Origin of the sequence: Marivirga aurantiaca (genome assembly GCF_016679925.1) — a bacterium.
GTDB classification, from domain to species: Bacteria; Bacteroidota; Bacteroidia; order Cytophagales; family Cyclobacteriaceae; genus Marivirga; species Marivirga aurantiaca.
Map to the genome: position 1 here is coordinate 24,468 of NZ_JAEQBW010000004.1, position 19,388 is coordinate 43,855.

Below are 19,388 nucleotides of genomic sequence, written 5' to 3' on the forward strand. Positions count from 1 at the left end.
ACGGTGCGGAACTAAGAGCCTGTTTAGATCAGACGACAGTCAGACCAAAAAAACAACTAATTAAATTTAGTTATTCACTTTTTCAGGGTGTTGTTTAAGGCTTTTAAAGGCCAGACGAATTAGTACAATTGATAATAGAAAAAGCAATCCGGCTATTAATGAAAGCATATAAATACCTTTATGGTAGTTTTCCAATGCAAATAGAAAAAGGGAAGAAAGTGTCACTGTAAACATGAAAAACATGGGGATGAGTACGAAAGTGGCATTTTCTTTAATTTTATAAAGCCACACAGCTACAGCTAATAAGGCCAGGGCAGCCAGTAATTGGTTGGCAGAGCCGAAGATAGGCCACAAGGCAGAGAATTCTCCGGAGAGAAGCATCAATACCGACATAACCACCACAATAGTTGTAGCAAAAAACCTATTCTGACTCACTTTTTGTACCTTTGGGTGTTTTACATCTTCAAAATATTCCTGAAAGGTAAAGCGTGCCAGTCTTGTGCAAGTATCTAAAGTGGTTAAAGCAAAAGCGGAAATGGTGAGTGCCACAAAAGTGACAGCCAGTGTTTCGGAAATGCCCAGTGAAGAGATGATAAATCCCAATCCATCTGCGAACATATTGACAGGTCCATCTGCAAAAAGTAAAGCTGTATAATCTGCTCTTTCCAATACAATAACTGCTCCTACAGAAATGATGGCTAAAAATGATTCTATCAACATGCCTCCAAAACCCACCATTTTCACATCTCCTTCTTTATCGATTTGCTTGGAAGTAGTGCCGGAGGCCACTAAAGAATGGAAACCGCTGATGGCACCACAAGCTACAGTAACAAAAAGCACGGGGAATAAATAGCCCATATTTTCACTATCGATTACTATGTTGTTATCCATTTTAATCTCAGGATTAGCTATTACAATTCCTACTATGGCTAATATCATTAATCCATATAAGAGAAAACTGCTTAAATAATCACGGGGTTGTAATAAAAAAGTCATGGGCGTAACGGAAGCAACAAATGAGTAGGCCAACAAAAGAAATACCCATGCTGAATAATTTAGTTCAAGCGGTATTTCTGTACCCAGGAAAATAAAAACATACATTAAGCCTACTCCAATTATAGAAAGGATTAGAAAGGCATTTTTTTTATTTTCAAAATGACGGTTGACCCTGCCAAATACAATGGCAAGCACTATAAATAAGCCTGAAGCGGAGGCTACCCCTGGATTTTTAACAAAAGTTTTGGCAATGATATCTGCAAAAACGGCAATGATTAAGATTAAAGTAGCAAAGCTAAAAATCAGAAAAAGCCTTTTGCCACCATGGCCAATGTAGGATTGGATAATTGTGCCGATCGATTTTCCTTTATGGCGCAAAGATGCCACCATGCTGGTCGTGTCATGCACTGCTCCGAAGAAAACCCCACCCAGTAATATCCATATTACAGCAGGAATCCACCCGAAAGTAACAGCTATGATTGGTCCAATGATAGGGCCGGCACCAGCTATTGAGGCAAAATGATGACCTAAAACAATAAATTTTTTAGTTGGTACATAATCTATGTGGTCCTTTAAGCTATGAGCGGGTGTTTTTGTGAGGTTATTTATCTTAAGTTTTTTAGCAATAAAATTTCCGTAAGTGAAATAAGACACCAAAAGGAAAACGCCCGAAAAAGACAATAACAGAATCAGATTCATTTATAACTGTAATTTATTCACTTAAAAGAGGATTTAGAGCTCACACAAATAAAAGCAATATTTCCAACAAAACCTTTATTAGTCGAATTTCCAACGAACAAAGGCTTCCATAGCCTCATAATCAGCAAGGCCCAGGTGGTCATAGTGGATAGCTGTTTCCCTGTTTCTTTCTTCAGCCCTCACCCAAAATTCTCTTTCGTCATCTCCTGGAAATACCGGGCTATCTTTCTGTGACTGATGTTTAAAAATTGCATTTCGTTTACGTTGAACCTCATTTGGAGAAAGAGGAACTGCCATTTCTATTTCGCTGGTGGCAAATTCATGCCAGGCACCCCTGTACATCCATAACCAACAATCTTTTGTCCACTTTTCTTTTAATCTGATTTGATTCATTGCTTCCAGTATGATATTGAAACAAATGACATGCGTACCATGTGGGTCAGAAAAATCTCCGGCAGCATAAATTTGATGAGGTTTTATTTTTTGAAGTAGAGTTTTCGTCATTTCAATGTCATTATCCATGACAGGTTTTTTTTCCTTTTTACCTGTTTCATAAAAGGGTAAATTCATAAAATGAATGTGGTCATCTTCCAGTCCACAATATCTTGCTCCTGCAATGGCCTCACTTTTTCGGATAAAAGCCTTAACATCTCGTATTTCAGGAAGATCCGTTTGGTTCGGATTCTTTTGTTCTATGAAAACACGCATCTTCTCATAAGTATCCATTAACTTCTCAGCATTTCCGTTGATACTTTTAGATATATCAATGGCAAACTCCATATAGCGTAACACATCATGATCCCAGACGGCAGTGCTTCCTGAAGTTTGATAGGCCACATGTACATCATGACCCTGATCTACCAGGCGAATAAAGGTGCCTCCCATTGAAATGACATCATCATCAGGATGAGGAGCGAATATTAGCACTCTTTTTTTAGCAGGTGCGGCTCTTTCCGGTCTTTGGGAGTCATCCGCATTAGGCTTTCCTCCGGGCCAACCTGTAATAGTATGCTGTAGTTTGTTGAAAATATGAATGTTAATATCATAGGCACTGCCTCTTTGGGTAATGAGTTGAGCCATGCCATTGTTATTGTAATCCTCCTCTGTGAGCTTTAGAACCGGCTTATTTACTTTATTGGAGAGCCAAATAACCGCTTTTTTGATCAATTGATGATCCCATTGGCAATCTTTTACCAGCCATGGCGTATCAAATCGGGTGAGTTCAGAGGCAGCACTCGTATCCAAAATAAATTCTACATGCTCTGATAACTGGAGGTAGGTGGCAGGCACATCTCCTGATATCTCACCCTCAACAGCTTTACGAACAATAGGGGCTTTCTTTTTGCTCCATGCCATCAGTACAATTTCCCTGGCTTTGAAAATAGTACCAATTCCCATGGTGATTGCCTTAGTTGGCACATTCTCTTTCCCTCCGAAATCCCGGGAGGCGTCCCTGCGGGTTAAATCATCCAGGGTAACCAGGCGTGTGCCGGAGTTGGGGGCTGAGCCTGGCTCATTAAAGCCGATATGTCCGGTTCGCCCTATGCCAAGGACTTGTAAATCCAACCCCCCTGCTGCTTCAATCTTCTTTTCATAATTCAGACAGAAATCAATAATTTCTTCTTTCTTCAAAGTACCATCAGGAATGTGAATGTTCTCCTTTTTGATATCGACATGGTTGAATAGTTGCTCATTCATGAAATAAACATAGCTCTGAGCTGAGTCTGGTTGCATAGGATAGTATTCATCCAAATTAAAAGTGATGACGTTTTTGAAACTCAAACCTTCTTCTTTATGTAACCTTACCAACTCAGCATACATTATCACGGGGGTGGCTCCTGTAGCTAATCCTAAAACTGCATTTTCTCCTTTTTTCTGTTTTTTCCTTATAATCTTGGCTATTCTTGCTGCTATTTGCACTGATGCCTCTTGTTCGTTTTTATAAACAGATACAGGGAGTTTTTCAAATCGTGTTTCTTCTAAAAAATTTAATCTTGGCATAAGCTGAAGGTTTTAATAATAACTAAGTATTACTTCTGTGGTTTAAACTACTGTTTCCTGTTTGTGAAGACAGATTGTGATTTCCCCCATAACAGGGTGCTTTTTAATAATTCATAAAATATTAATTTACACATATTTCTTAAAATGAAAGTATAATTGTAATTTTGCCCTGCAAATAATAACACGTAATTATTTGCACTATGAGTTTAGATACTTCAAAATTTATTTACGAGGCACTGACATATGATGATGTCCTTTTGCTGCCCGGCTACTCAGAAATCCTTCCCCGGGATACTGACACTTCCACCCGCCTTACCAGAAATATCCGATTGAACATACCCTTGGTTTCTGCCGCTATGGACACAGTGACAGAGCATGATATGGCAATTGCTATGGCGCTTGAGGGCGGATTAGGCTTTGTTCATAAAAACATGACCATAGAGCAACAAGCTTTACAGGTACGCAAAGTAAAGCGGTCGCAGAGTGGGATGATCCTGGACCCCATCACTTTGCATGTTGATAGTACCGTGGGTGATGCTATGAAAATTATGCGGGAAAATAAAATTGGTGGCATACCTGTCATTGATTCAAGCAAAAAACTTATAGGAATTGTTACTAATAGAGACTTGCGTTTTCAAAAGAACCATTCAGTTCCGGTGGAGCAAGTAATGACCAAGCACAATTTAATTACTGCTGAAGAAGGAATTAAGCTTGAAGGTGCTGAGGATGTGTTACAGGAACACAAAATTGAAAAATTACCTATTGTGAATAAATCAGGCATATTAATGGGCTTGATTACCTACAAAGATATTTTAAAGAAAAAAGATAAGCCATTTGCCTGTAAAGATGAGTTTGGCAGATTACGTGTTGGAGCTGCAGTAGGCGTTACTCCGGATATAGAAGACAGGGTGCAGGCACTAATTACTGCCGGAGTGGATGTGATAAGTATTGATACAGCTCACGGGCATAGCAAAGGAGTAATTGATGCCGCAAAAAGAATTAAAGCCAAGTTCCAGGATTTAGAAGTTATTGTTGGAAATATAGCTACTGCTGAGGCAGCCAAAGCCCTGGTTGATGCAGGAGCCGATGCCATAAAAATAGGAGTAGGACCAGGGAGTATTTGTACTACCAGGATAGTCGCAGGAGTAGGAGCACCACAACTTTCTGCTGTATATGAAGCATATAAAGCTATAAAAGATACCGGAGTACCAATTATTGCTGATGGTGGTATTCGATTTTCAGGTGATGTGGTGAAAGCCTTAGCAGGTGGGGCTGATAGTGTGATGATTGGCTCATTATTGGCTGGAACAGAAGAAGCTCCGGGAGAAATGATTTTGTTTGAAGGAAGAAAATTCAAATCCTACAGAGGCATGGGCTCATTGGAAGCGATGGATGATGGTTCCAAAGATCGTTATTTCCAGGATGCTGAAGATGACATTAAGAAACTGGTTCCGGAGGGAATTGTGGGACGCGTACCATTTAAAGGCTTGGTTTCTGAAGTATTATATCAGCTGATTGGTGGACTGAAAGCCGGAATGGGTTATTGCGGCACGGGATCTATAGAGACTTTAAAAACTGCCAAATTTGTAAAAATCACTGCTGCCGGGGTGGCCGAAAGTCATCCGCATGATGTGCATATCACAAGAGAGGCCCCCAACTATAGCAGAAAGTAGGCGTATATAATGATAATTGTGGGAGACGAAGCAATTCTAGTTTATAGGGTGCTTCGTCTTCTTTTTTTAAGCTTTGTGAGATATTAAATACATTTTAAATGCCGAATGATCTTTTTAATTATATTTTCATCCTATTAGCCTGGCTAATTTTTGGTATTTTAACTATTTATCTCGCCTCCTGGCGGGCAAAAGTAAAGGCGTATGATGCCGGCAGAAAACCTGTTAATTATCGTAGAGCTTATGTTATAATATTTGTACTCTTATTTTTATTAATACTCTCCTTTGGGTCATTTATTGAGCCTGTTTATTTTATGCCTGCTACAAAAGCTAGCCAGGGTGTGGGCTTGATCATAGCTACTTTTGCCTTTTTTCTTGTGAAAATGGCCTTCAAACAAAAAAGCTTTAAGGTCTTTTTGGGTACTAAAGCAAAAGAAGACAAAGAGATATTGGTAAAAACAGGTATTTATGGAAGAATCCGCCACCCACTTTATACCTCAGCTATTATGTTTGTGATTGGATTTGTCGTTTTCAGCCCCAGCTATACCAACTTAATCCATGGCATATGTCTGTTGTTTTATCTTCTGATAAGTGTTCAATATGAAGATAAGAGAAGAGCAAAAGCTTTCACAAAGGAATATGAAAAGTACAAAGAGGAAGTACCGATGTTGCTGCCAAAGCTAAAACTTGGATTCTAGTTCAATGGAGTATCTCCTAAGATTAGTAGATTATGGGTGTCACCTCTCTAAAAAATTACCTAGTAATGATCCACCTTCTTTGTTGGAGTTTTTACTGTAAGGTGCAATAGCCTGGATCAACTTTCTTATTGGCATGGATTGTAGCCAAACCTTACCGGTACCGCTTAAAGTGGCCAAAAATATTCCTTCACCTCCAAACAACATGGATTTTAATCCGCCACTTGTCTGAATATCGAAATCTACACTTGATTCAAAACCTACCACGCAACCGGTATCTACTCTAAGGGTTTCGTTGTTGAGTTGCCTTTCAACCACCGTTCCTCCGGCATGGATAAAAGATAAACCATCCCCTTGTAATTTTTGCAGAATGAAACCTTCTCCACCTAAAAGACCTGAGCCAATTTTTTTATTCAAAGTAATGGATACCTTAGTGCCAAAGGCAGCGCATAAAAAAGCGTCTTTCTGAACGATTACTTCATTTTGGAAGCATTTTTTTAAATCAATTGGTAAAACTGTACCCGGGTATGGCCCGGAAAAAGCAACCCTTGATTTACCTGTTCCCTGATGAGTAAAGTGCGTCATAAACAAAGATTCGCCTGTGAGCATCCTGCTTCCTGCCGATAAAAGCTTACCTAGAAAACCCTGGTGCGGATCAGACCCATCACCCATTTTTGTTTCAAAAGCAATGCCCTGCTCCATATACATCATGGCTCCTGCTTCGGCAATAATGGTTTCCTGTGGATCAAGCTCTATTTCTACAAGTTGAACACCTTCACCAATTATTTTGTAATCTACTTCGTGTGATCTCTGGTTCATCATATTGATCTTTTTATTAAAAGTAATCGTTATGGTAATATAAGCAAAACCGCACGCATAAAATTACTCTTAACAGTGTTAATAAACCATCCATTTCAATGGTGTCAATAAACAATTTTAATTTTCAAGACTTATTAAAGTATAATCCTGATACATTTAAAAGATTAATAATATCACTCTAAAAACTAAAACATGAGATATTTTTTTAATAGTTACCTTGTCTGCATGAATCTTTCACTGGTTCTCACTTCTGGCTGTGGGGTTGGAGAGGATCAAAATGCCAGACAAACATACGATACCTTAAAGGTAGTAGCCACGGCATATAATTCGTTAGAGGCACAAACTACAAGAGGAAATGCGGCCATAGCTGCCTGGGGAGACACGTTGAAGCCCGGCATGAAAGTTATTGCTATTTCCCGCGATTTGATAGACAGTGGACTTGCCCATAATACTGAAGTGCTCATTGAGGGGCTTGATGGAACTTATATAGTTAAAGACAAAATGAATAGGCGTTGGACCAATAAAATAGATATTTATATGGGAGAGGATGTGACCGAGGCAAGGGATTGGGGCAGGCAGAAAGTAGAAATTTATGTGCCGGTGGAGGATGAGTAAAATAGCATTCAAAGTATTTTTAGAGAATAATACGACAACTAAAATAAAGTGACGTTTCTTTATTCTTCCTCGTCTTTTTTGTTCTTTTTCTTTTTGATAAAGTCAAGGTCTTTCCGATCTTTTAGTTTCTTGTCTTCTACCTCTTTATTGAGAAAATCGTTGATTTTATCAATGTCAAAACTGGTTTTAATCTCACCAAAAGTGTCAATTTTTACATCAAATCCTTTTAGCTCCGGGTTTACCCTTGGCTCTTGTTTACTTTTGTCTTTATCGGTCTTTTTCTTTCGGCTCATAGCTATTTTACTTGCTCTTTTGCTATTTAACGATAAATGGGAGCGTTCGGTTATTATTGACTTGCTTTCTGATTAGTTATAAATCAGATTGACTTCTACTCTTCTGTTTTTTGCCCTCCCTTCTGCTGTTTCGTTGGAGTCAATGGGGTTTTCTTCTCCTCTGGCTTGAAGCTTAATTTGTTTTTTGCTGATGCCGTTTTTTACCAATAACAAGCCAATAATTTTAGCACGCTTGAAAGAGAGTTTCATATTATATTCTTCGCTGCCAATGTTATCTGTATAGCCGGTGATTAATATTTTTACATTTTTATTTTGCCTTAATATGGCTGTCATGTCCTTGATGTAAAGTGCATCTTCCTCATTTAGGGTGACATCATCAAAATCAAAAAAGAAGCTGTGATTCAAATTCTCCAGTTCATGTGGATAATAAGTAATAATTCCTGCCTCTGTTTCAACAGTAATGACTTCTTCATTTTCATTCTCTTCTTCAATATTTTTCTCGGGTTCATTTTTAGTGTCTAAGATATCCTTTTGAGGTATTTCAGCTTTTTTTAAATGATGGATGCTTTCATCTCGTTTCGTTTTGCTACGTTTCCTGGATTTACTTTTTTTATTTTTTGGCTGTCGGATTCTTTTTAAAGAAAGCATTACTTCAAAAGCACTGTTATTACTCACATTGTTTTTCATGATATTCAAATCATAACTTCCGCCAAATGCAAAATTTTCTGACTCGTAGACAGCGCCCGCCATCATATTGTTGGCAGTTGAATACCTGAGCATAAAGTTTAGTTTCTTCCTGCCCATATTATCCAATGCATAATACAATGCAGGTCCCGAAACCAATTCTGTAGCGGCCCCGGATTTACTTAGCAATACATCTTGCCTGATGCCCCATAAATAATCCTGATGAAGCCGGATTGTGGCCGTTAAAATGGACTGCATTGGCAAAGGTTCCTCATTGGAACTATAGAATGAGGTGCTTGGCCTGTTGAGTTTGTTCAGTGAATAACCTGCTGAATATATTTGATTGCCAAATCGGTCAATTTTTTGCCAGAAGATACCAGCTGCATAGGTAAAGTAGTTAATATTCTCCTGATAAGCACCTTCACCACTTGGCCGGGACGGATCAAAGCCAAGATATTCCACATATTGACTACCCGTAGTAAGCCCAGTGGAATTAATTGCCCTGCTTTGGTAGGCCATATTAAGCCCGATTGCTATTTCAGAATCTTCGTTTATTGGAATGTTAATCGCAAAGGAAGAGCTTATTTGATTAAAACTGTAAACTTCATCTCCTTCCGTTTTATCATTTAAGAAAGATATATTTAAGCCGGACCAGCGTCTTTCACTATTGAAAAATGGTTGCTTAAACTCTGCATAAGAAGATAAAAAAGACACATTTTCTGTGGCATACTGTTTTCGGAACAGAAAATTTGCCCGCTGATAATCGTCTGTAGATGCCAGAGCAGGATTAATTCTGTTGTCAGTAAAGCTATACAAGGAATGTATCAGATCCTGTGCGTCAAGCCCAACTGTACAGCCACAAAAAAGGAAAAGTATGCAGAGAAATTTCTTCATATTTACTTACTCAATAAAACTTTACCTTTCTTTTGGCCATTGAGCAAAATAGGTTGGCCATCTTTGTATTTGCCTCTTACTTGCCAGAAGTAAAGCCCCGCCTTTGTTTTACTTTGATTGTAATAACCATCCCAGCCATTTAAAGCCATAGCGCTTGCATCTTCTGTTTGGAAAATGACCACACCTTCTCTGTCATAAATAACAAATTCAAACGATTCCACATTTTGTAGTCCGTAAATTAATAACTGATCATTTTTTCCATCACCATTGGGAGTGAATAGTTCGGGAATGAAAGCTTCACTTTTTACTATAATTTGAACAGAATCATAGGAAATACAGCCATTAACCGAAGTGCCTTTTACGATGTAATTGGTGGTGATGGTTGGCGAAGCTATTGGATTGGGAATATTGGTTTGATTAAGGCCTTCTGCCGGTGTCCACTCATAACTGAATGCGCCTTCAGCAATTAAATTGACACTTCCGTCTCTATTTATTTCCACGGTGCTATTCTTAATCGATACTTTACTGTTTTCTATGGATACATGGAAACTGTCTTCAATAAAGCAGCCTCTTAAATAACCTTCTAACCTGATTTGATCATTTTCTTGCACAATAAAGGTTTGCACCGGAGAGGTTCCTATCAAACCATCATTTGCGGAATACCAGGAAAGGCTATCGAAAGCGATGCCTGTTTCCAAAGTGATTTCTCCCGGTTCACAGATAACAAGCTCTTCAAGTTCAATGATATCTTCGTCTATCAGGTTGATAATAAATGCCAGGTTGCTATCGCAATCCATAGTACCCATTTTTGTAGTAAAAATAGTATCATTGGCCATTACATGATAAGCAATGGTATCATGTGTTCCTAAAAAGCCTTGAGTTTCTGAATACCATGACCTTATGATAGCGGAATCTCCGAGGTGGAGGATTTCCTCTATACAGGCGTCAATGGTGACATAGTTGATTTCATCACAATACTCAAACTCACCACAAGCCATATACCGTCCATCACAAGCAGATGTATCACAATCTGGTGGCGACACTGTTGATAAGGAATTGTCAATAGGTTGTATTCCATAACTGTACCTTCCGCTTTCCAGAGAGGTTAAATGCAATTCATTTTTATAAAAATTATTTCCCCTGTTGGTTTTCAATCTTTTAGAAGTATTGATGTCAAAATTAGGAGCCAAAAAATCAGTAGTATAACTATCCTTACCAATGAAAATATCATAAGTAATATTCTCTGACAAGCTATGGTCATCCTCTGGCTCATTCCAAACCAATATTACTCCATCATTGGTTTGAATGGCAGAATGAAAAGATGGTAAGTAAGGGCCGTAATTTTTCTCTACGGTTTGGTTTTCAACATAGGTAATTTGAATACTGTCACTACTGAATTCGGAAAGGATCATAATATCTAAGTCCCCGTCCTGGTCTTTATCGGAAAAGTTAAACTTTGTACTTAATGCTCCGCCTGGGGTTTCACGAATGGTGTAGTTAATACTGTCTTTCTGTTGAATGATAAAGGAGCTGTCTTGATTGGCAACAAAAATATCAGTTAAACCATCTGAATTAAAGTCTGCCAAAAAACTAAAGGAAGAAGAAAAATTGTTTAAATCAAAAATAGACCCTTCGGTAAAACTCAGGCTATCATTTAAGAAAACCTGGTTTGTAATAAGCGATGAATTATCTGATAAACTGCTAAAGAAATCCAATTTACCATCATGATTATAATCTCCAGAGCTTATTTTAGAATAATTAGCTGCCGGAGCATCCAGTTCCTCGGAGTAAAGAGAATCCTTATGAAACCAGAGTGATGGTTTTGTTGGATTATTAGAATCGATTGAAGTGATTAAAACATCTTTTTTTCCGTCCCGATCAACATCCATAAAAGTTAACGACTGGGAGGGAAGATAACTTAATAGTTTCTCTGAAGTATTTTCAAAGCCATTCATACTATTCTTTATGAGGCTTAGTTCTACACTGTCTCCTGAATGGGTAGAAATTAATAAATCTTTAAACCCATCTGCATTCCAATCTTCAATATTAAAAGAATGAAAATTATTCAATTGTGTTTCGAAGCTAATAATAAATTCACCATTGATTTGCGAATAAATCTTTAATAAATGTGAGGCATTATCAATTTTATTTAAGGCAATTATATCCAGCTTATTATTATTGTCCATATCCTCAATTTGAATGGGAAGTATTGAAAGACTATCATTCAGTAGCATAGAAAATTCATGATTTTCAAGATCAATTAGCTGTATGATTGATTGGTCATTGTCAATAAGGGTTTGTAAGATTATCTCATGATTTGTATCATTGTTGATATCCAACCAAAATGACTCAATAGTTGCCTGGACAGGTATCCGAAGGGAATCAACGGCTGAAAAATCCTGGGCAAAAGCGGGACTGCACAAAGCACAGAAAAGAGCAATTTGTGAAATAAAATTTTTCATAATTATAATTTTAGTGGGACTGTTTTTTGTCTAGATTAAAAGTAAGAGGAATGCTCACTTGAGAACTTACAGGCTGGCCATTTCTGGTGGCCGGTTGCCAAGGGGGCATGTTTTTGATCAATTTGATGCTTGCTTCATCAAACTCTTTTCCCAGGGATTTTTGAATTTGCAAACCTGATGCACGTCCAAGTGTGTCAATGGTGAACAATACGATCACGGTACCTTTTATTTCCAGGCTTTTGTCTACACTTTCCGGGTATTTTAAATTGGCATTCAAATAAGCGGTTAAAGAATCTATTCCAATCAAGGGGTAAGCATTTTCAAATTTACTTTCTGTTAGGGAGCGCTCTTCACCTATGTTACCTTTTTTGTCGGGTTTAGATGTTGGTTGTTCCGACTCTGTAATTGGTTTATCTTCTAATTTTTGTTGTGTAGCTTCCGGCTTAGGGCTGTCTTTTTTTACTAACTCACTTTTTTCTTTCTGTATGGCCGTTTTTTCATTTTCTGTTTCAACTTTATTTGTAGTTTCATCTTTGGCGATTGGCTGGGTCTCCTCATGAATAATTTCATCAGTAGTAGAATCTACTTTAGCTATTGGAGAATTCTTTTTTTCTGGTTTAGAATTGAAATTATTAAGCACAAAAACTCCGGAGCCTATCAGGCTGATTAACAAAACAGATATACCTGCTTTGATCGTTATCTTCTGATATTTCTGCCTTTTTTTGAGTGCATGGGTTCTTCTGCCCATCAGGCTCTTAAAATCTTTTGAAGCTTCAATTTCCTGATCAGTCAATTGAGGGGCATTATTGGTAAATCTATATTTAGGTTTCATTTCACGTCCATTTTAATTCTCATTTTGTCCAGTATGCGGTAGCACCTTACTTTTGCATTGTTTTCAGTGATGCTTAATATTTCCCCTATTTCTTTAAAGGAAAAGCCATTGAAAAAGCGGAGTTCTATCAAATTAAGCTCCTTTGGCTTTAGCTGTGTCAATGCAGCTTTAAGTAGAGGGAGGTTATCATTTTCTTCAGTAGTAGGAAGCTCGTTGCTCACTGAGGAAATGCTTTCTTCCGTGAGCAGGATAGTCCTTTCAGCACTTTTTCTCCTAAAGAAATAATTGGATTCATTAAGGGCAATTTTGTAAAGCCAGGAGGAAAAAGGCAGCCCTCTATCCTGATAAGAATTAATTTTAGTGAGTGCCTTGTAAAAAACAGTGGAACAGACTTCTGCTGTTAATTCTTTGTTTAGGTGCCTTTTATAAAGGAAGAGGAAAATTTGCTTATAGTATTTGTCGTAAAGCGGCTCGAACCATCTTGGGTTTTCCTTTGCTTTAGCAATCAGCTCTTTTTCGGATTCCTCCTGCATCAAACTTTCGCTATATCTTATTAAATCATCCAATTTTATTTCATTTGTCACCTATAATGTGAAAACATGACAAAAGATACAGTACAATCAGAAGTATTTTATGAAAAGCACAAAAAAATGCCCGCTGATTGTTCAACGAGCATTTTCATTTACCATTTAAAATAGAGAGACGTTGGGTTTATTTCACCTGATCTTCCAGTTTATCCAATGCCAGACGGATTCGATCGGTTATTTCATCCTTACCTAAAATTGCAATGATTTCCATCAAGTCTGGCCCGGCACCGGATCCTGTAATAGACACCCGCAAAGCAGGCATTACTTTTCCCATTCCTACACCTTCCTGCTCCAACACATCTGTTAGGATCAGTTTGGCTTTTTCTGCATCTATATGATTGGCCTTTTCGAGAGAAATGGCATATAACTCCAGCACCTTTACGGCTTCAGTAGTCCATTTTTTTTCAATCACCTTAGTATCGTAGGTTTCCGGCTTTGTAAAGAAAAACTTTCCATCGAGATAAAGTTCATGAGGAAAGGTAACCCGCTCTTTCATTGCATTGGCGACTCTTTCAGCAGTTTCCTTGCTGGCAGAGATGCCATTGGCTTTTAAGTCTTTTAATAAATACGTAGCTAACTCGCTATTATCCTTGTTTTTCAAATATTGCTGATTGAACCACTTCGCTTTGTTGATATCGAACTTAGCACCTGATTTGCCAATTCTTTCTATGGAAAAAGCTTCAGTCAATTCTTCCTTGCTAAAAATCTCTCTTTCGTCACCCGGGTTCCATCCTAAAAAGGCCAGGAAATTGATCAAGGCATCAGGCAGGTAACCATCTTCTCTAAAACCGGCCACATTTTCACCTGAAACAGGATCTTTCCACTGTAAAGGAAAGATAGGGAATCCGTGTTTCTCAGCATCTCGCTTGCTCAGCTTTCCATTACCATCAGGTTTTAGCAATAAAGGTAAGTGTGCGAATTGTGGCATGCTGTTTTCCCAGCCAAAAAACTGATAAAGGAGCACATGCAAGGGTGCAGAAGGCAACCATTCTTCTCCGCGGATTACGTGTGTAATTCCCATCAAATGATCATCCACTACATTGGCAAGGTGGTATGTAGGCATTCCGTCTGACTTCATCAACACCTTATCATCTATTTGAGAAGAATGCACCATTACCCAGCCCCTTACCATATCATTTAACCTTACTTCATCTTTGCGGGGAACTTTGAGTCGGATTACATAAGGCTCTCCTGAGTCTAATCTTTGTTTCACTTCCTCTTCAGGTAAAGTCAAGGAGTTTTTCATCTGCATGCGAGTAATGGCATTATATTGCGGTGTAGCTACCCGGGCAGCTTTTAATCGCTCGCGCATAGCTTCCAATTCTTCTGATGTATCAAAAGCGTAATAAGCATTTCCATCATCCACCAGTTTTTGCGCATACTCCCTGTACATGGACTTTCGCTCGCTTTGCCTGTAAGGGCCAACAGTACCTTTATCATTCCAGGGACTTTCATCAGGCGTAATGCCTATCCATTCCAAAGATTCTTTTATATAATTTTCAGCACTTTCCACATAGCGGGTTTGGTCAGTATCTTCAATTCTTAAAATGAAAGTACCACCGGATTTTTTGGCAAATAAATAATTATAAAGGGCGGTTCTTAAACCACCGATGTGTAAAGCGCCTGTTGGGCTGGGTGCAAAACGTACGCGTACGGCTGTGCTCATGAGTAAGTGTTTTTTAATTCAGGGTGCAAAATTAAGAATTATAATTCAACTCATGGGTTGGGCAAGTGTTTTTATTCAGTAAATGACGAAAGAAGGTGTTTTTTTAAAGAGGGGGTTCCAGTCAGTTTAAAAATAATTTGTGTGGGGTATAGCTTGTTTCGGCTTGACATTTTTTGCTTACCTGTGAATTATAAAGAAAAACCCTCATTTATTACTTTATCTATATAGTGACAGTTAGTATGAAAACCAGAAATATTTGAATATAATTATTTAAATATTTCATATCGTTTGATTAATAAATGCTTCAAAAATAGAGGTAAGGAATTTTGTATTTATGAAATATTTATTTCTATTTTAAAAAATCAACTCGGTTAAAAACTTTTTAAATAAGGCTACACCGATCATAAAAATTGGAAGGTACAATTCCTGTTTTTATGACAAACCCTACAAGTGAAATGAATTGACTTCAGCCTCCAAAGACCCTGGTGCTTTTAGCATAATTCTTTTCATGCATTTAAAAGTTTATAATTGTTTTGATGGAACCTTTTATAAATTAAATATTTAAACATGAATCGACTAATCATTTATTGCTCATCGTTCTTACTGTTGATGGCTTCCTGCCAGCAGGAGGAACCTATTGAGGTTAAAAAAGACATTACAATTGAGGAAGTGAAAGAGGTGTTTAATGCAAAGAAATCAGAAAGTATTAATTCAAGGACCACCGCTACCGGCCAAATGGATATAGTTTGGGATTTAGCCATTTATAAAGAACTGAATATTGGAGATGCCCTGTTCTTTCCCGTAAAAAGCAATATGGGAACGGAAGGCAAAAAATATGTAAGCTCCGGGGAAGGCACCAACCGTTTTCCTGTAGATTATACTTCCTTCGGCCGTGCCTATAAAGATGAGGAAGGTGAAGTTGTACTGGACTATGTAATGCCTGTACCTACGGAAAACACTCCTGAATTTACAGGTTATTTGTTGGTAAGTGATTGGGGAGGCGAGGCCAAGCGTATGCTAATCTATGAAAATGGTATTCTTGTAAGGGAAACAGAAGTGAGCCAGCAGGTGGTTACCAATGAAGAAAATAATCGATTAATGGCAAACTGTACCATAATTGACCATTGGTGGTGTGTAACAGCTTCGGGAGCAAGCAGTTCTTATACTACCTGTACTTACGAAGGTTCTACCATGACTTGTGCGGAGCCTGACGAAATTGCCCCCCCTGACCCTGTTGATCCTGGTCTCGGTGGAGGAGGATCTTCCTCTCCTTCAGGGCCTAATGGTCTATGTGCCCACCCATTTATTGAAGGCATGTGGGTAGATTGTGACGAAGTGATTTGTAGTGAGGGATATGTTGCTGATGAGAATGGGGAATGTGTTCCGCTATGTCCTCCGGGTTATAAACCAAACCCTAATGGGGAAGGCTGTGTGTCTGATGTGCCTTGCGCGGGTGACCCATTGAAAAATATGGAAATTTCAGATTACAATAGTGGAAAAAGTGCTAATCGATATGGTTGTGTGAGAAAAGACCGAAATAAAACCTGTGATGGAGTAAAGGGTCATCGAATGCATGCAGGTGTGGATCTTGATGTACCTATAGGGTCAGGTGTTTATAGTATAAATAGTGGCACAGTTTATGAAACAAGGAGTGAAGATGAAAGTGCGGGATATGGAAATTACATAATAATCCAATCTAATGGTTATTACTTTATGTATGCACATTTAGAGAGTGAACCAAACTTTAATGTTGGAGACAATATTTCATCTGGTCAATTAATGGTTTTGAGTGGAGAATCTGATACAAAAGATGAGCCACATTTACATATTGAATCTCGAAAAATATCAGGAGGTTTCTATAGTTCTGACCCAGTAAATATTGAGGATTTTTTAGGTACTAAATTTGATGATAATAATGATACACAAGGAAATGAAAATTGTAATTAAAATAGTTGTATTTAGTCTACTTGCAATAAATGTAAGTTTAGCACAAGATGAGGTAATGCTCGCTCAAGGTTCGTTCAATAATTTAAAGATTAAGGGTGTTCCTTTGGAAGAGCTATATGAAATGGATAAGAATTTTGAAGGACTAAAGGTATTCGGAAAACCAATAAAGGTGGATTCAGTTTACATGAGCGCTGAGCCTAAGTGGATTTACCATTATCCTGGTTTTGTTTTAACTTTTGTGCAATTTTTTCCTTCGGGACCAGAGTTGTTGACGGTAGAAGTAACAAAGGAGGAAGCTGACTTTTCTTATTCTGACATAAACTTATTTAAGAATAGTCGAGAATCTTTAAGAGGAAGTTTTACTAATTTGCATTTTAAAGCTATTCCTTCAAAGCTTACTGACAATGAAAAATTTGGAGAGGGGCATCGATATCTTGAATATCATTACTCCTCTAATAAATTGAACAAGATTATTTATAAAATTGATCCGAATTTGTGAAATAAGAGTTCAAAGGATAGTCGTAGAAGAGCAGGATAACAACTTCACTAATAAGTTATTATGTACGCACTTTCAAAGTAGTTGCTTGTGAGTGTATAGAAAGAAAATGGCATTGGAATTCTATGATGCTGATGTAGTTTTTACAGGTGAAGCTGTGTCTAAAGCATAATGCTCAGAATTCATTTCCTTATACTATTGAATCTCAGGGTTACTAAAATCAAACTGATGCTCATCCTATTTTTATACGATTTTAAATTAGCACAAGGGGTTATACTTAATGTTTAGGAATATTATTTTTGATTTTTGCAAAGATCCACGATCCGCAAGCTTGGTTTGAATTTAAAAATTATGAAAATAGTTGTATTAATTGTTATTATGTTTTTTTCTTGCTTTGGATCTCAAGAGGATAGTAAGATAATTGTAAGCAGATTTGTGGATGCATTGAAGAACGAAAATATATCTGAGGATGAAATAATAAAAAAATTCATCAAAGTGAGTGAAGTTCAGGATGCTGAATATCGAGACAGTGTTATATCGAATATTATTATATCGATAAGGAAAAGTATCAAAGGAAAGAAAGTAGAAGTATATACTTTCAGAGAAAAAACTGAAGCTTTCAAAAATGTAATTCATGAAAATGATAGTTCTGAGATGCTGGTATTGTTTACAGATAATGAAGTCCTTACTTACGTTCTGGTTGAGGATAATATGTTAGCTTCATTTTCAACAATTAACAAGGGAGGCAAACGGCATTATGTTTACTGGTAGAGTATTACGAATTGCCGATAGATTAACTAATCTTAATGGTTAATCATCATTCTATTTATCATCAGATGCTTATTAGTGGGGGAAGAGCTGACTTTGTTGGTAGTGGTTCCTCTAAAGTAATACCAACATTAGCTGAATATGCTTTTTTTTGAAATGGTAATTGTTACTAATACTTATGATAAGTAAAATTTTGACAAATATTGCTCACAACTATTTTCCAAGAAATTATGAGGATACTTATGATTTACTATATCAAGAAACTCCGGAATATTTAAAACTGAAGAATACTTGTCTTTTTTTTTGACTCAAATCGAGAGACATGGACAAAAATTTTTATGTCAGTTCAAAAAGCCTTGCCTGATTATAATGTAAGGGATATCTCTTTATTATCTTGGTTAGATAGGTGTTACATTTTAGATATAATTATCCAAGTTGATGAAGAAGTTATTAAGGTAGTGTCATTGTATGTTAGTATAATTGTTCCATTTTATTCTGTTTTGTATATAGAAAATAACGTTAAAAACAATGGGCTGAACTCCCAGTTCAGCAGCAATGATTTAAACAAGTATGCGAATAACGAAATATTAAAGAAGGTAGATGAAATTCTTCAAAAATTTAATTATACAGCTTTCCCACAAAAGTTACTTTATAAAAAAATACCTGATATAGCTTTTAAAGACAAAAAAATGGGTGAATTTACATTTTTTGATGCGTATTTTGTACATGAAATACCTCATAAAATATGATAAATTATTTAGTACTTGTCTTAACTATTTGTGCTAATCCATTTTTAGGTGTTCTGAATAGTCAGAATCAAAATATATTTGAATATACTTCTGAAATCTTAGAACAAGATGAAAGGGAGTATTTAATATACGATCAAACAAGAAAGGTTACTAATCCTGAAAGATTTAATTTTCTGGGAGACAGCATAGTATTTATGGCTTACAAGGATGATTCTTCAAGTACATCGAGCTCTATTATTTGCTACATTAGAGGAAATGAACAATTTCTTGACAAAGCCATTGAGTCTTTTGGACAGCCTAATAGTGTTTTTAAAGTAGGAGCGGAAATTGATAGTAATAATTTTCCTTATCAGTCAACTGCTTGGAAAAAAAATGGTTTTATGATGCTTATTTCCATAGCAAACAAAATACCAGAAGATGACAGAAATATTTATAGGGTTTGGATCAGGAAATTTAGGTGACTTAGTAATAGATAATATAAATGCATCAGTTTATGACAGGATTATTGCTACTAA

Annotated in this window: 17 protein-coding genes; 8 read left to right on the plus strand and 9 right to left on the minus strand. The window is 37.1% G+C overall.

The genetic code is table 11. The features are described 5' to 3' along the window. Nucleotides 1–66: 66 nt before the first annotated feature. Together JKA74_RS10415 and nagB are read right to left on the minus strand one after the other, a co-directional pair. The gene (locus JKA74_RS10415) at nucleotides 67–1,695 is read right to left on the minus strand and encodes a carbon starvation CstA family protein (protein WP_201431136.1); all 1,629 of its coding nucleotides are present in this window, start codon (nucleotides 1,693–1,695) and stop codon (nucleotides 67–69) included. Nucleotides 1,696–1,773: 78 nt separating this feature from the next. Then, a complete protein-coding gene (gene nagB, locus JKA74_RS10420) occupies nucleotides 1,774–3,696 on the minus strand; it encodes a glucosamine-6-phosphate deaminase (protein WP_201431137.1) in 1,923 nt (640 codons plus the stop codon). A 200-nt stretch (nucleotides 3,697–3,896) separates the two neighbouring features. Here nagB and guaB point away from each other — a divergent pair, with 200 nt between their 5' ends. Both guaB and JKA74_RS10430 read left to right on the plus strand, forming a co-directional pair. Beyond that, complete coding sequence (gene guaB / locus JKA74_RS10425) at nucleotides 3,897–5,369, plus strand: IMP dehydrogenase (RefSeq protein ID WP_201431138.1); 1,473 nt, start codon at nucleotides 3,897–3,899, stop codon at nucleotides 5,367–5,369. 98 nt (nucleotides 5,370–5,467) lie between these two features. After that, nucleotides 5,468–6,064, plus strand: coding sequence for a methyltransferase family protein (locus JKA74_RS10430; RefSeq protein ID WP_201431139.1), 597 nt, complete (start codon nucleotides 5,468–5,470; stop codon nucleotides 6,062–6,064). Nucleotides 6,065–6,103: 39 nt separating this feature from the next. On the opposite strand, the gene JKA74_RS10435 is transcribed toward JKA74_RS10430, so the two are convergent. After that, nucleotides 6,104–6,880, minus strand: a complete 777-nt coding sequence (locus tag JKA74_RS10435) for a TIGR00266 family protein (RefSeq protein ID WP_201431398.1) — start codon at nucleotides 6,878–6,880, stop codon at nucleotides 6,104–6,106. Between the two features lie 192 nt (nucleotides 6,881–7,072). Here JKA74_RS10435 and JKA74_RS10440 point away from each other — a divergent pair, with 192 nt between their 5' ends. Then, entirely contained in the window at nucleotides 7,073–7,495 is a 423-nt protein-coding gene (locus JKA74_RS10440) for a 3D domain-containing protein (protein ID WP_201431140.1), read from the plus strand. 59 nt (nucleotides 7,496–7,554) lie between these two features. Here the strand turns inward: JKA74_RS10440 and JKA74_RS10445 are convergent, their stop codons facing one another. The 6 genes from JKA74_RS10445 to gltX all read right to left on the minus strand — a co-directional run bounded on the left by JKA74_RS10445 (nucleotide 7,555) and on the right by gltX (nucleotide 14,913). After that, nucleotides 7,555–7,788, minus strand: coding sequence for a hypothetical protein (locus JKA74_RS10445; protein WP_201431141.1), 234 nt, complete (start codon nucleotides 7,786–7,788; stop codon nucleotides 7,555–7,557). A gap of 72 nt (nucleotides 7,789–7,860) precedes the next feature. Then, the gene (locus JKA74_RS10450; protein ID WP_201431142.1) at nucleotides 7,861–9,366 is read right to left on the minus strand and encodes a PorP/SprF family type IX secretion system membrane protein; all 1,506 of its coding nucleotides are present in this window, start codon (nucleotides 9,364–9,366) and stop codon (nucleotides 7,861–7,863) included. Between the two features lie 2 nt (nucleotides 9,367–9,368). Further along, a complete protein-coding gene (locus tag JKA74_RS10455) occupies nucleotides 9,369–11,828 on the minus strand; it encodes an FG-GAP-like repeat-containing protein (protein WP_201431143.1) in 2,460 nt (819 codons plus the stop codon). Between the two features lie 10 nt (nucleotides 11,829–11,838). Further along, a complete protein-coding gene (locus JKA74_RS10460; RefSeq protein ID WP_201431144.1) occupies nucleotides 11,839–12,660 on the minus strand; it encodes an energy transducer TonB in 822 nt (273 codons plus the stop codon). Further along, on the minus strand, nucleotides 12,657–13,226 hold the full coding sequence (locus JKA74_RS10465; protein ID WP_201431145.1) for an RNA polymerase sigma factor: 570 nt from the start codon (nucleotides 13,224–13,226) through the stop codon (nucleotides 12,657–12,659). The genes JKA74_RS10460 and JKA74_RS10465 overlap by 4 nt, the downstream gene beginning before the upstream one ends. A 145-nt stretch (nucleotides 13,227–13,371) precedes the next feature. Then, the gene (gene gltX, locus JKA74_RS10470; RefSeq protein WP_201431146.1) at nucleotides 13,372–14,913 is read right to left on the minus strand and encodes a glutamate--tRNA ligase; all 1,542 of its coding nucleotides are present in this window, start codon (nucleotides 14,911–14,913) and stop codon (nucleotides 13,372–13,374) included. Between the two features lie 567 nt (nucleotides 14,914–15,480). On the opposite strand from gltX, the gene JKA74_RS10475 reads away from it, so the two are divergent. The 5 genes from JKA74_RS10475 to JKA74_RS10495 all read left to right on the plus strand — a co-directional run bounded on the left by JKA74_RS10475 (nucleotide 15,481) and on the right by JKA74_RS10495 (nucleotide 19,334). Further along, on the plus strand, nucleotides 15,481–16,860 hold the full coding sequence (locus JKA74_RS10475) for a M23 family metallopeptidase (RefSeq protein ID WP_201431147.1): 1,380 nt from the start codon (nucleotides 15,481–15,483) through the stop codon (nucleotides 16,858–16,860). Then, nucleotides 16,844–17,359: a hypothetical protein gene (locus JKA74_RS10480; protein WP_201431148.1), complete on the plus strand. Its 516-nt coding sequence runs from the start codon at nucleotides 16,844–16,846 to the stop codon at nucleotides 17,357–17,359. The genes JKA74_RS10475 and JKA74_RS10480 overlap by 17 nt, the downstream gene beginning before the upstream one ends. 348 nt (nucleotides 17,360–17,707) lie before the next feature. Further along, nucleotides 17,708–18,127, plus strand: a complete 420-nt coding sequence (locus JKA74_RS10485; RefSeq protein ID WP_201431149.1) for a hypothetical protein — start codon at nucleotides 17,708–17,710, stop codon at nucleotides 18,125–18,127. Between the two features lie 335 nt (nucleotides 18,128–18,462). Then, a complete protein-coding gene (locus JKA74_RS10490; RefSeq protein WP_201431150.1) occupies nucleotides 18,463–18,873 on the plus strand; it encodes a hypothetical protein in 411 nt (136 codons plus the stop codon). Beyond that, on the plus strand, nucleotides 18,870–19,334 hold the full coding sequence (locus JKA74_RS10495) for a hypothetical protein (protein WP_201431151.1): 465 nt from the start codon (nucleotides 18,870–18,872) through the stop codon (nucleotides 19,332–19,334). Before JKA74_RS10490 ends, JKA74_RS10495 begins: the two co-directional genes overlap by 4 nt. Nucleotides 19,335–19,388: the final 54 nt, after the last annotated feature.